The organism is Methanospirillum sp. (genome assembly GCF_035560735.1).
Taxonomy (GTDB): domain Archaea; phylum Halobacteriota; class Methanomicrobia; order Methanomicrobiales; family Methanospirillaceae; genus Methanospirillum.
Genome location: NZ_DATMYY010000155.1, coordinates 1 through 12,986 on the forward strand (window position 1 = coordinate 1; position 12,986 = coordinate 12,986).

The window sequence follows — 12,986 nt, forward strand, 5'->3', positions numbered from 1 at the left end:
GAGAAAATAACGTGGTGCACGCATTGCAGAAAAATATACTGGGAAGGATCGCATACGAGAAAAATGAGGGAACAAATCCATCAAATCTATCTTTTAGGTGAGGAAGGTAGAACCAGTGCATGAGATTCATTTAAACCACTAACAGATCCGGGCAGCCCCATCATAGAATCGATCTCTGATGCAACTTTCTCAAGGTCATCAAAAATCCGTTCTGCATCCTTTCTAAGTTCCTGAACAGACTCCCTCATGCTTCTCCCCCGAAGATGGATGAGTCTTCTATTCCGATAAATCACTCCTGATCGTGAGAGATTTCTGATATGATGGTTTACTCGACCCGTAGTAATGCCAAGAAGATCTGCTAACTGTTCAGAGGCGATACCTTCCTTTTTAGAAGACTCTTTAAGAAGACTCAACACTATTCGAATCGATAAATCTTCAACATCACGCCCGGATGAGAGACCAAGAGTGTCACAAATCCAGTAGGCGTCATCGATCAAATCTTTTCGATCCGGCTTTGGCAGATATTGAAGGACTAATCGCTGATGCATGAATAGTATTCTCTACCATGTATCTTCGATCGATATGATATCAATTTTATTGAGATGATGTCAGACACTAAACGATGTTTTATATAGAAGTAGTAATCAACATCTAATTGTAATAATCATTTGAAGGAGATTAGTATGTCGATTACACCTATCGGACCACGGGTTTTAATCAAACCCTACAAACAGGAAGAAAAGACCAAGGGTGGCATCTATATCCCTGAATCAGCAAAGGAAAAGAAAAAGCAGGGAGATGTCATATCAGTTGGCACCTTTGAGGATGGAAAACCCCTGCCACTCAAATCAGGTGACAAGGTTATCTATGGCGGATACAGCCAGGAAGAAGTTGAATTTGATAAAGAAGACTATATTATTGTCGAGTTCAAGAATATCGTCGCAAAATTTGACTGAGGAGTAATACACATGGCAACCAAACAAATAATGTTCAGTGAGAACGCCCGTCATGCACTGCTTGAGGGTGTCAACAAGGTCGCAAATACCGTTAAGATCACACTCGGCCCAAAGGGTCGCAACGTCGTTCTTGATAAACCAGCAGGTCCGGTAGTGACCAACGACGGTGTTACCATCGCCAAGGAAATCGAACTGAAAGACAAGTTCGAGAATATGGGTGCCAAGTTGATTAAGGAGGTCGCCTCCAAGACTCAAGACACTACTGGAGATGGAACTACCACTGCAACTGTTCTTGCCCAGGCAATGATCACCGAGGGTATCAAGAATATTACAGCAGGGGCAAATCCAATTGAGATCAAGAAGGGAATCGACCGGGCAGTTGAAACTGTTGTAGCAGACCTCAAGAGCAAGACTATCGAGGTTAAGGATAAGGACACCATCAAGCGTATCGCTGTCATCTCTGCAAACAATGACGAGGAGATTGGCGGACTGATCTCTGATGCGATGGAAAAGGTAGGATACAATGGAGTCATCACAGTTGAAAACTCCAAGACTCTAGAGACCAACCTTGAACATGTCGAAGGTATGCAGTTTGACCGCGGTTACATCTCACCCTATATGGTCACCGATCAGGAGCGCCGGGTTGTTGAGTTCGATGAACCACTGATCCTCCTGACAGACAAGAAGATCAGTAGCGTTAAGATGCTGGTCCCGGTTCTTGAGATGGTAGCATCAACTGGAAAGCCACTGCTCATCATCGCAGATGATATCGACGGAGAAGCCCAGACCGCACTCATTCTGAACATTATCCGTGGTGCTATCAAGGTATGTGGAGTCAAGGCACCAGAGTTTGGAGATGTTAGAAAGGAGATGCTCGAAGACCTCGCCATCCTCACCGGTGCAACTGTAATTTCTGAGACCAGAAACCTGAACATCGAGGATGTCACCATGGACATGCTTGGACAGGCACGTGCAATCAAGGTGGACCAGGACAAGACAACTGTTGTCGGTGGAAAGGGCAAGAAGAGTGATATCGAAGGCCGCAAGAAACTGATCGAGTCACAGCTGAACGTTGCAGAGAAGAAATACGACAAGACCACCCTTCAGAACAGACTTGCCAAGCTCGGTGGCGGTGTTGCAGTCATTAAGGCAGGTGCAGCAACCGAGACAGAGGTCAAAGAGAAGAAGATGCGTATTGACGACGCATTGAATGCAACCAAGGCAGCTGTTGAAGAAGGATACGTCCCAGGAGGCGGTGTCACACTCTTCCGTGCAGCTAAGTCACTCGACGCCCTCAAGATCGAGGACGAGCAGATGATCGGAGTAAACATCGTCAGGCGCTCACTTGAAGAACCACTCCGCCAGATCGCCAGCAACGCAGGTCGTGAAGGTGCTGAAGTAATCTCAACTATCAAGGCAAACAAGAGCGAGTCATTCGGATACAATGCCAAGAAAGATGTCTATGAAGACCTACTTGCAGCTGGTGTCCTTGACCCAACAAAGGTTGTAAGATCAGGTCTTCAGAATGCTGCCTCAATTGCAGGTATGCTTCTTACAACTGAAGCCGTTGTTGCAGAATTTGATGATGAGAAGGACAAGATGTCAAACGCAATCATCATCTAATCTTTTTTTTACGATATTCGTTTTCTTAGTCGTTCCTTTTTTGAATTTGTATACATAACAAAAAAGACGAGAGAAAAGCTAAAACAGATTACAGCCCCGATTATCAGTTTCCATTTCAGATCGGCTGCAGTATTACCACTCAATGCAGTACCTATAAAGACAAGTCCTATCACCAGAGCTCCTGCAATTTCCGAGGCATACAGAAATCGTTCCCCGAGGGCAACCATTGCTCTTGTGTTCTCCTGCTACCGGTAATAGCTTTTCTGTTTATCAGGCAGGATGATAGACGGCTCCTCCATTCATATACACCCAATAGGCTGTAAAAGGTGAGAGCATTCGTGAGTCAGAGTGAGAACCATTAGCTCCGGGAATTATCGCAGGATCATAATTCTGCATGGTACTGTTATACTGAAGGAGTGAGACCCAGTTCTTTGAGATAGGAGAAAGAGCATCTTTCGCACTCATGGGAGACATGTTTGGCAGTCCCACCAGATTCCATCCGCAACTCATATTAAGTTCATGTACTTTGGTTCTGTTGTCCAAGACCAGTGGCAGCGAACTCTGCCGATCTGAGTACAGCAGGAGTCCTTCAAGAGGAGTCAGGTTGGTCTGCTTTTCAACAGCTACCCAATCCTGATCGACGGCATTAAATTTCCATATAGTATGGCCATCGGTATTGATACCCTGAAAGAGATCACCACCAGTCTTCCCTGAAGCAGGAAAGGATGGAACTGAAACAAAATTCCAACCTGGACTTAAGTTTATACCAATAATGCCTTTTCCAAACGAACCACTGCGTTTGATCTGATCCAATCCAGACGATTGATTTGCAGAATACGTGTTTTGCACTTTTGTATGTTGTTTCTCTGCCTCAGCAACTGCCGCACCGGCATCAAGAAGTCCATACCCATAGTAAATATCCCGTCCCGTCCTTCCAAGATCATGAGATGTAGATTCAAGGATTGATCTCATCTCATCTCTATTCAGATCCGGGTTGACAGCAGTTATCAGGGCAGCTGCTCCGGTGACGAGTGCAGCAGATGGACTTGTTCCTGTACCAGTTCTCGTTGAGTTATCTGGCCACACAGAGACAACTCCCTCTCCCGGGGCAACGAGATCAACAAAGATACCATAATTGGAGAAATAAGAGAGTCCATCAGTTTTAGCTGTCGAACCAACAGAGATGACGCCATCATAATCTGAAGGATAATGCCCTTCGTTGGATGCCTCATTGCCTGCAGGTGCAATGAGGAGAGAACCTTTACTTAGCGCATAGGATATCGCTGCCTCTTCAGCAGGAGACTGCCCAGATCCTCCATATCCCATTAAAATAACTCTGGCACCGTTATCTGCAGCATGCTGAATTGCAACAGCTGATCGTGAGGCGAAGATACCTGAAGCATTGGTCCCGACCCTTTCAGGAATGAGAGTGAGATTTTTCTCTGTAGAAGAACTCTGCTCACCATTCGCAATAGCACATACGATTCCAGCGAGATACGTACCATGCCCATCGATATCCTGCATTGTTGTGCTGTTATCAACCCAGTCAAATCCATGGGGGTTTATAAATGGTTTCAGTTCAGGATGAGATGAGTCTACTCCGGTATCGATAATTGCAATTGAAACAGGGTTTGTTAGCCCGGGCTTTTGAATATTCCATGCTTGAGGGAAATCTGTCCGGTTGAAAGCCCATTGCTCAGAGATACTCACATTGGATACAGGGCTACTTGAAAAAAAATCGGGAGTCCGAATAGGATCCGACTCTATACTGTTAATTCCAGATATCTTAAGAAGTTCATTCTGGTAGAAGGATGAATTGTTGACTGGTATTTGAACTACAAGAAAATTCAGCTTCGGCGCACGAAGAAGAACTGTACAGTTTTCAGATACTGCAGAGTTATTTAAAGAAGAGAGGTTTATCGGGGAAGTAACACCGGTTGCTGTATAGAGGATAACCCGTTCGGTTTCTTCTGGATTAATCTGGTCAGAAATAACCGGAGGAATCAGCCAGCAGATGAGCAGAGATATTATCAGAACGATACCGCTTACGCTATATCGCCTGCAGTATGTTTCATAAGACCCCACTATGAACTACCCAGGTACTCTGAATTCGGCATGGAGACAAATAAGTCCTCCCGTTCGATCCTGGTAATCATGGAATAATAATACCCGGACTGTTCATATAAATCCAAAAGCCTTCTGTGGGATACAGAAGCCGTGCGTCAGAATACGCACCAGTTCCCCCATTAACTATGACCTGGCGGAATTGCTGCTCCCGGGAATCATAAACCAGAACATATGACCAGGAAGAACCGAGAGGAGCAAGAAGATCTGAGGCAGTAAGGGTATTTCTTCCTGGGATACCGAGAGGGTTCCACCCCTCCGTAAGGTGTCGGGCAGTCATATTCCTGCGATTATCATCATAAGTCAATGATATATCAGTCCGATTCTCTGCATGGACCCAGATAACATCCATCTGGTGAAGAATGTCACTGGTCCCCACAGGATCCCAGTGCCGGGAATCAGGAGAATATCGCCAGATGGTGTGACTTGTAGTATTAACAGCCGAAAAAATACTCCCGGTATTATTCCCTTCCCTAAGCGGATAAGGAATTGAAATCATATTCCATCCAGCATACAGGACAAGGAGATCAGGCTGCTCTACCTCTCTTGGTTTAGAAAGACGTGAGTCGTTTACCACCAGACAGGGATCAAAAGATCGGTTCGTTGTATGATTAGAAGGGATAAGGAGTCGGGCATCAGGTATGCCATACCCAGTCTCGGGATCCCATCCAGATCCTGAAACCGGTGAGGCATTTATGAGTCTGTTCTTCACATCATTTGCTTTAAGATCAGGATCTGCCTCCAGTAGAAGGGCACTCATACCGGCAATATGGGGAGCAGAAGCGCTTGTCCCGGAAAAGGATCCGAGAATTCCCTTTCCTGTACTTACCAATACATTATCAGGTGCCGAGAGTTCGGGCTTTTGCCTGAGTTCAGGGGTAGGATATTTTATTGTAATCGGACCGCGAGAAGAGTACGGCTCGATTATAGTTGTGTTCAGATCAGGAATCACAGCACCCACTGATATTGCTTCAGGTACAGCCTGCTGACCAAACATGGAATCTTCAGGGACACATGGGTCCATCGAAACCTGACTTCCTCCAACAGGCAGAACATATAGTTCAATTGTCCTATTCTCTCCCCCGGCCTGAACAACCCTGACATAGAAATTTTTAGAACTATCATTTTCGTTTATAAATCGACAGTATTCCATCGGATCGTCATCCCCATCCTGAATTTTTACACTCCTGCCAATCTCCCTCATCTCGTCATTGTATAGGAAGAGATCATAATTGTTTGAAGATTCAGAGAACCGATCATCCCATTGCAGAATAACATGCCCGGCTGAGTGGGGAGGTGCAGTAAATTTGAGGTCTTTTGAGCCATTTGCTCCCTGGAAATCATGCCAAAGATATCCATTATTCATGTACCCATGAAATGGGGCCTGATAGTGCTCCTGGGCAAAGTTACCAGCTGAAGTGATATACAATACATCATAGGAGAGAATCCGATCCCTGATATTACGGGCGATATATCCATCTTCAAAGAATGGTTCAACGTAGGTTATGTCATCACAGATGATCCTGCATCCATCACTGATCAATTGATCCATCGCTTGCACAAACTCGATTTGACTTGAACCACGATCTGAGAAGTATAGTTCAGCGTCAGGTGCGATATCGTGAACAACCTGAAGCATTGCGGTTCCTTCATCACCACCAATATTGTTACTGATTACATGGATCCCTGAAGGGAGTTCTCCAGTATTGACGACATCATCCAGACTGGATACGCCATCAGAGATGATACCCACCTTTACCCCTTTTCCAGTGAGATTTGTGGAATTCCGAAGCTCCCGAGTATGGAGGATATCATCCCCGTCAGTTGTTACACGTGACGTCAACGCAGGGAGTTGGGACATCACAGATAATACTGCAGGTTCTCTTGCAACCCGGGAAAGATTCTGAAGAGTCATCCAACCTGAAATACGGCCATACCGGCTGTCAGAGTCAGCACTGCTGAAGTACGATCGTACAGGCACTACAGATGAACCAGAATTGATACGAGTGGTGATCATCACCTCACTCTGATTATTATTTAATCCTCGTAGTTCACCGGTCGCTCGCATCAGGTCAGCAGCATTGCCTGACGATTGACCAGGTGAGAGATATTTATCGTCAAGAAGTTGAACAAGATCGGTTGAGAGTTTTCTTTTCCACGAAGTATCTGATACATGCACTGCCTGACTTGAGTTTACCGAGGACGTCAGGTCATCATTGCATTCTGGTGAGATGGTGGACTTTTTTTCAGACCCCAGATTTGTGAGGTTTTTAGGATCAGATTTAGTAGTCTTGTTTGTGGATTGAGTAATCCCTGAACCAACAGGTGGCAGAAGGATATGGATCTCCCTGACTTCGGGAAGAGACGAAAGGTTAGAAATCTGATCAGTCCGGACCCATCCGGTAATCAATCCGAACCCAGGATCTGATCTTGATTCATTCATATACTTGGTAACATTGCTGAGAGAACTACCCTCAATCAGGCTGATAGTGACATGAACTTCAGAACGGTTCTGTGTATCAAATCTGAGTTCACCCATGAGTTCCATCTCGCGGGTAAGACCTGCAGAGGTACTACCGGATGAGGATACAGAGGGGGCTACTAGTTGAAGCAAATCACTTGATAATTTATCTTTCCAGTAAGGGGAAACAGGGAGAACTGACCCATGAGAACTATTTGATGATATATCATCATCTACCAATCCAGTGAAGGTATCGTCTGCAAAAATATGGGAAGGAAGAAGAGATGCCAGAAGTATAAGAGAGAAGAATAGCAAGAATCTGCAGTTATGAGATAGCATCATCAGTTCGACCTCACCAGAAGTGCGATTCAATAAAGAACCAATACCATATGAGATAGTCTGGAAAGAATATCAAGAAGACTTATTTATCGCCGGTATGCGAATCAGGATGCATGGATGTTGAAGGCTATGTCCGGCGAAATATAGAATCAGGTCGGGCAGAGGCTGAAATAATCAGGGATCTCTCATCACGGATTCGTGAGATCAAATCAGTTACACAGGAATATGCTGAACAGTTTGCGCATGCAGTCATCACTGAAGTGAAAAATACCAGTAACCTTACCAGCGATCTCCTTACCTGCACTAAAGCAGATGTGGCAATGGGAGAGTTTGGTGTTGGTTCACGAGGCACGGGTGATTTTTATGCACACCGCAAAATAGCAGAGATCATAGGAAAGACCGATGCAAATGTCGGGGTCGATGAGATGGATGATGCCGGTGTTGTCGAAGCAGGTGGGAGATACATCATCAGTACCGTAGACGGGATGCACTCCCGGCTCAGTGATTTTCCTTTTCTTGCTGGATTTCACGTAACCAGGGCAACTCTTCGCGATTGTTATGTCATGGGTGCAAAGCCTGTGATGCTCTTTTCAGATATCCATGTCGCTGATGATGGGGATGTCTCTAAGATCTTCGACTATACTGCAGGTATCACAACAGTGGGAGAAGTGATGCAGGTACCGCTTGTTTCCGGATCAACTCTTCGTATCGGCGGGGACATGGTAATCGGGGAACGTCTCACAGGATGTGTAGGATGTGTAGGAGTTGCCGATCATATCACTGCCCGCAGAGAGGCCAGATCTGGTGACGTTCTTCTCATGACCGAAGGGGCTGGTGGGGGAACTATCGCAACAACCGCTCTCTATTATGGATATCCTGATATCGTGGACAGGACCATCAACCTCCAGTTTCTGAAAGGGGCTGAGGCCCTGTTAAAAAGCGATGTATTGAACCAGATTCATGCAATGACTGATGTAACAAACGGCGGACTCAGGGGAGATATCTTCGAAATGGCGGAGACGGCTGGATGCCGGTTCATAGTAAAAGAAGAAGAAGTCCTGGGATTGGTTGATCCTGTGGTCAGAACGATGCTGGAAGAACTGGAGATTGATCCTCTTGGAGTATCTCTTGATGCAATGCTGGTTGTTGCCCCTGAAAAAAGAATCGGTGGTGTAAAGAAAATTCTGGAGGGAGCAGGAGTCAGGACTGCTGAGATTGGACGGGTAGAGAATGGCAGGGCAGAACCGGTACTGATTAGGGATGGAAAGGAAACAGAATTCAGACCACGATTTAGAGAGGCAGCGTATACCCCTCTTAAAAAACTGGTTGACAAGGAAAGCCGGGATTTTGAAGAGATGCGTGCAGGAGTTGATCGTGCAGCAACCGCAGCTCTGGCAAAGAAGAATCGGATGATTGAGCGAATTGGCAGATTAAACCTGTGAAAATTGGTTGTTAGGCAAGAAACTCACAGCATCTATAGAGAGTTCAGAAAAAATCAGATCTGTCATGATGTATGAGGTATGACATCAGTCATGGACAAGTCTGCTCTTGATCTTTCCCGTAACACTTGGGTCAAGCCGGCGTGCTTTACTCATGGTCTGAAATGCTGCTTGTTTCATCCCAAGTTCATCCATCACGTGGGCTTTCCATACAAGTGCTTTTACAAAGTCTGGTCTGACCCCTAAAGCTTGATCAAAACTAGTAAGCGCTTCTCGGAGCCTGACAAGGACAGTATAGATCTGCCCGAGATGATACCAGGCATCTGCACTATCAGCATGTACTTCAATTGCCCTCTGAAACGATTTAATTGCTTCATAGTTCTGATGCAGTGATTTCTGGGCCCTGCCCCGGTTCAGGATAGCACGGTATTCATGTGGATTGCGGGAGATTACCCGGTCATAACACTGGATAGCCTCTTCCAGTTTCCCTACCCGGTGGAGAAGGACCCCCTTGTTATACCATGCCTTCAGATCATCAGGGTTCTCTTCTGTAACATGGACATAAAACTGGAGCAAATCCCCATACCTCTTCAGTTTTCGGAGGGCTTGAACCCGATATGAATTTACCTGTTCATCATGGGGATTCAGAAGAAGGGATTGATCAAAACGTTTCAAAGCGTCCTGGTACTTATCAAGCCCCATATATGCAAGACCTATCAGAGTCCATCCGCTACTCTGCAGCGGCTCATAGATTGTCATCTCATGGGCAGAATTGAGAGCCTCCTGATACATACCTTGTTTGATATATCCCATACTACGTACATACAAAGCGATGTGATTATGAGGAGAAAGCGATAATAACCGTTTTGATGATGTAACAGCCTCGGAGTATCGTCCTTCACTTAGGAGGGCACGAGACTTCATCTCCCAGGCAGTAACATGATGCTCACGCTGCTCGAGAAACTGATCTAGCAGTGATATAGCATCCGCATATCTTCGTGTCCTAATCCGGCAATATGCCATGAGCAGCAGGGCACGCATATTTTTCGGATTATCTGTGACAAGAATCTCGAGGTCATCGAATGCATCATTGTACTGTTGCAGGTATACTTTGCAGAGACCCGATAGAAACCTCGAACGTGCATGTGAAGGATTATTCTGAAGTACCTCAGTGAGCAGACTGAGTGAATCGGCATAGTTACCATTCCGGTATTTAAGATAAGCCTGATAGTAATGTGCTGATTTGCTGGTTTTTTCATGAGATGCTGCACGCTGGAGACTGCGATCTGAATCTTCCCTCTGATTCAGATACAACTCAACTATTCCTTTGTACAACCAGGCTGTGCCATCATCAGCATTCTGGTTGAGGCTCATCGTGATGAATGGCGATGCCTTCTCCCATTCATGTTCAAGGATGAGTTGCCTTGCGGTTGTAAGATAGGGATTTACTTCAGGTACCGGCTTTGCTTCTCCTTCTGAAGGTTCAAGAAAGCCTGCATGTTCTTCGGGAATTGTGCTGGAAATAAAGTGTGTATCAGTCTCTTCAAGTTCGCCAGGGATTTCGTGATCAACAGATATTGGTTCAAATAGACGACGCTCTTCTTCTTTTACTACCTCTAACGGCTCATCTTCAGGGGGAAGCACACCCATATACTGGTAACTAACGACTTCACGAGGCAATAATTATTCGATTGAAAAGATGCTATGAACATGAGAAAAAGTTACGGCACAACGATTATCTGCAATAATTGGTGAGATTATGCAGAGGTGTACAAGTGCAGAAAATACTGTTTCCAATTATCATTCTTACTCTCCTCTTTATCTCACCGGTTTCGGCCGAAACACTGGCCTCACTTACCAGTTCGTTTTCTGAGGCATGGAATGGCGGGAATATCCCATTACCATCTCAAGGAGTTATCGTCATCCCACAAGGACCGGGCATACTGACCACAACTACTATTCAGGAACCGTTCAAGAAAGCAGGCCTTGAAAACGGACCTACACAGGTACAATACCAGAATTCACAAAATCCCGGGCTGGGCTTAGAGATCGGCATGTTCCTCGGTGCCACATTTTATCAGAAAAGTGCTGACATCGGCTCAAGTAAGCGCCTGTCTGAAGACATTCCTCTTACCAGGGTTACCCGGTATTATACCTGCCTGGATCATGAAAAGAGTGTAGGTGTTCAGTTACTTCCTGCTATAGAGAAAAATACGAATCATCAGCTTGCAAACAAAGTGAGTTATTCCGCAATTTGGGAACCTCTTGAGGGAGGACGAGCGACAGAACCCGGGTGTGACATATCCGGTGTCTGGAAGACGAACAAGGGAAATCTCACCATGTCTGAGACAGGATATTCTCTTCGGGACGTCAAAATCGATGGATCATATTCAGGTAAACTGAAAGGATCTATCCAGGGAACCATGTCCGGACCAGTTCTTACCGGATCATGGACAGAACAAGATTCTTCAGGTAAATCAAATTCAGGCAGGTTTACAATTATCATCAGAAATGACTGTTGTGCATTCACCGGAACATGGGGAGTCGCTGAGAGTGACACAAATGGTGGTGAATGGTCAGGAGTAAGATATTGAATTGGTAAAAAACAGCATTCACAAAAATAGAAACGATCTCATCATTCTTTTTCTCATAAAAAGGAGTTATGCGATAATTCCACCTTTGTAAGCAGATGATAATGTCTTACGAATTTGAACAGACGACCCATTATCTGGTTTTATATCAAGAGTAAATGTATCGCCTCCTCGTGGACGGTAATCTTCAGGGATACTTAACGTTACAAGCTGCTGTTCACCCGGATTGATCGTTCCTGATGCTGGGAGCCTTTTAGTAATCTTTACAGGTGTTCCATCATTCACCGAGAGCATGTAGGTAATACCAGAAATATCCTGAGGCGATCCGGTAGTCTGTTCACGAAGAGTAAATGACAACTCCTCAAGCTCTCCGGAGTAAAAACCATTCACTGTATCATCAACTACAAGGTTGGATCCTGTCAACCCTGACTCAGTAGTACCAGACGAAGAAGAACCCGAATTTCCGGATAATGGATTTGCAATGATCCCACCCCGGTAATTAGCCGGAAGGGTCATTGAATAGAATGCAGGCAGTCCTGTTGGTGGCCGAATCTCAAGGCTGAATTTCTCGCCGCCTCGTGGCTGCTGTTCAGCTGGAATCTGCAACGTAACCTCCTGCTCGTCACCCGGTTTGATAGTACCTGATGCCGGGTTTGCAGGAAGAACTGTTATCGGATCCATCGTGCCAGCTGACCAGAGATAACTAACCCGTGGCAAATATTGTGGCTGACTGCCATCTGTAAGCACAATTGTAAAGGTCAATTCTGAAAGCCCTTTCGTATATTTTCCATTCAGATCGCCACTGATAACAAGGGATGGCTGCTGTCCACCTGAATCTACTGATGACTTCGTTGTCTGGTTGTCAGGTGCAGCAGTCTCATTTGAGCTATTGGTTTGAGTTTCATTATCTGATAAAATGGGGGTAGATTCAGGAACAACTGTTTGAACAGGTGTTGGAGAATGGACAGGTGATGCACTATGACTGCCAGTAAGTGAAGGTACAACTAGTACAAAGATTGCCAAAATCACTACCAAAACCAACACAGCAGCCGGTAGGAGGTATTTTTGATACGGGATTATCCTGTTAGTTTGTCGATCCTGCTTTTTCTCCGGTTTTCTATCCTCTTCAGGTGGACTGATCTTCTTGAAAGCTTTTTTTACGATCTGATCACGGTTCTGCTCATACGAGAGGTTACCAGGATCATATTTGAGTGCATTCTCATAACAGTTCAGGGCATTCTCTAGTTCTCCGAGTTTAGTGTATGTAACACCCAGAGCATTCCATGCTTTATGATTCTGTTCGTTGGCTGCAACAGATTCATGCAGTAACTGAATGGCTTCCTGATATCGTCCGTCACGAAAAGCTTTTAGCCCTTCATGAAATGAATCATCTAATCCCATTATCCCATCCTGAAACGGAGTTACATACATATTATCCTGGGAGGGTTATTAG

11 protein-coding genes are annotated in these 12,986 nt (G+C 45.3%); 5 read left to right on the forward strand and 6 right to left on the reverse strand.

Translation table 11 applies throughout. From position 1 onward, the window contains the following. Positions 1–6 precede the first annotated feature (6 nt). The gene (locus tag VN429_RS12545) at positions 7–123 is read left to right on the forward strand and encodes a Mut7-C RNAse domain-containing protein (protein WP_414675290.1); all 117 of its coding nucleotides are present in this window, start codon (positions 7–9) and stop codon (positions 121–123) included. Here VN429_RS12545 and VN429_RS04640 read toward each other — a convergent pair. Then, a complete protein-coding gene (locus VN429_RS04640; RefSeq protein ID WP_325630310.1) occupies positions 87–548 on the reverse strand; it encodes a winged helix-turn-helix domain-containing protein in 462 nt (153 codons plus the stop codon). The genes VN429_RS12545 and VN429_RS04640 overlap by 37 nt on opposite strands. A gap of 135 nt (positions 549–683) precedes the next feature. Here VN429_RS04640 and groES point away from each other — a divergent pair, with 135 nt between their 5' ends. Next, positions 684–956 carry a co-chaperone GroES gene (groES, locus tag VN429_RS04645; RefSeq protein ID WP_325630314.1) on the forward strand — a complete coding sequence of 91 codons (273 nt, stop codon included), beginning with the start codon at positions 684–686 and terminating at the stop codon, positions 954–956. A gap of 12 nt (positions 957–968) precedes the next feature. After that, complete coding sequence (gene groL / locus VN429_RS04650) at positions 969–2,579, forward strand: chaperonin GroEL (protein ID WP_325630316.1); 1,611 nt, start codon at positions 969–971, stop codon at positions 2,577–2,579. Positions 2,580–2,587: 8 nt separating this feature from the next. On the opposite strand, the gene VN429_RS04655 is transcribed toward groL, so the two are convergent. The 3 genes from VN429_RS04655 to VN429_RS04665 all read right to left on the reverse strand — a co-directional run bounded on the left by VN429_RS04655 (position 2,588) and on the right by VN429_RS04665 (position 7,242). Continuing rightward, positions 2,588–2,806, reverse strand: a complete 219-nt coding sequence (locus VN429_RS04655) for a hypothetical protein (protein WP_325630318.1) — start codon at positions 2,804–2,806, stop codon at positions 2,588–2,590. Positions 2,807–2,849: 43 nt separating this feature from the next. Continuing rightward, on the reverse strand, positions 2,850–4,664 hold the full coding sequence (locus tag VN429_RS04660) for a S8 family peptidase (RefSeq protein WP_325630320.1): 1,815 nt from the start codon (positions 4,662–4,664) through the stop codon (positions 2,850–2,852). Positions 4,665–4,731: 67 nt separating this feature from the next. Further along, positions 4,732–7,242 (reverse strand): S8 family peptidase, encoded by a 2,511-nt coding sequence (locus VN429_RS04665; protein ID WP_325630322.1) that lies wholly within the window; start codon positions 7,240–7,242, stop codon positions 4,732–4,734. A gap of 374 nt (positions 7,243–7,616) precedes the next feature. On the opposite strand from VN429_RS04665, the gene VN429_RS04670 reads away from it, so the two are divergent. Continuing rightward, positions 7,617–8,945 (forward strand): AIR synthase-related protein, encoded by a 1,329-nt coding sequence (locus tag VN429_RS04670; protein ID WP_325630324.1) that lies wholly within the window; start codon positions 7,617–7,619, stop codon positions 8,943–8,945. 84 nt (positions 8,946–9,029) lie between these two features. Here VN429_RS04670 and VN429_RS04675 read toward each other — a convergent pair whose 3' ends face one another. Then, complete coding sequence (locus VN429_RS04675) at positions 9,030–10,622, reverse strand: tetratricopeptide repeat protein (RefSeq protein ID WP_325630326.1); 1,593 nt, start codon at positions 10,620–10,622, stop codon at positions 9,030–9,032. A 95-nt stretch (positions 10,623–10,717) separates the two neighbouring features. Here VN429_RS04675 and VN429_RS04680 point away from each other — a divergent pair, with 95 nt between their 5' ends. Next, positions 10,718–11,536 carry a hypothetical protein gene (locus VN429_RS04680; RefSeq protein ID WP_325630328.1) on the forward strand — a complete coding sequence of 273 codons (819 nt, stop codon included), beginning with the start codon at positions 10,718–10,720 and terminating at the stop codon, positions 11,534–11,536. A gap of 66 nt (positions 11,537–11,602) precedes the next feature. On the opposite strand, the gene VN429_RS04685 is transcribed toward VN429_RS04680, so the two are convergent. Beyond that, positions 11,603–12,964 carry a tetratricopeptide repeat protein gene (locus VN429_RS04685; RefSeq protein WP_325630330.1) on the reverse strand — a complete coding sequence of 454 codons (1,362 nt, stop codon included), beginning with the start codon at positions 12,962–12,964 and terminating at the stop codon, positions 11,603–11,605. Between the last annotated feature and the right edge of the window lie 22 nt (positions 12,965–12,986).

Excerpts from the sequence above, each read along its gene's own strand:
- VN429_RS04640 (WP_325630310.1), bottom strand. The coding sequence starts at position 548 with ATGCATCAGCGATTAGTCCTTCAATATCTGCCAAAGCCGGATCGAAAA.
- groES (WP_325630314.1), top strand. The coding sequence starts at position 684 with ATGTCGATTACACCTATCGGACCACGGGTTTTAATCAAACCCTACAAA.
- groL (WP_325630316.1), top strand. The coding sequence starts at position 969 with ATGGCAACCAAACAAATAATGTTCAGTGAGAACGCCCGTCATGCACTG.
- VN429_RS04655 (WP_325630318.1), bottom strand. The coding sequence starts at position 2,806 with ATGGTTGCCCTCGGGGAACGATTTCTGTATGCCTCGGAAATTGCAGGA.
- VN429_RS04665 (WP_325630322.1), bottom strand. The coding sequence starts at position 7,242 with ATGGGTGAACTCAGATTTGATACACAGAACCGTTCTGAAGTTCATGTC.
- VN429_RS04670 (WP_325630324.1), top strand. The coding sequence starts at position 7,617 with ATGGATGTTGAAGGCTATGTCCGGCGAAATATAGAATCAGGTCGGGCA.
- VN429_RS04685 (WP_325630330.1), bottom strand. The coding sequence starts at position 12,964 with ATGTATGTAACTCCGTTTCAGGATGGGATAATGGGATTAGATGATTCA.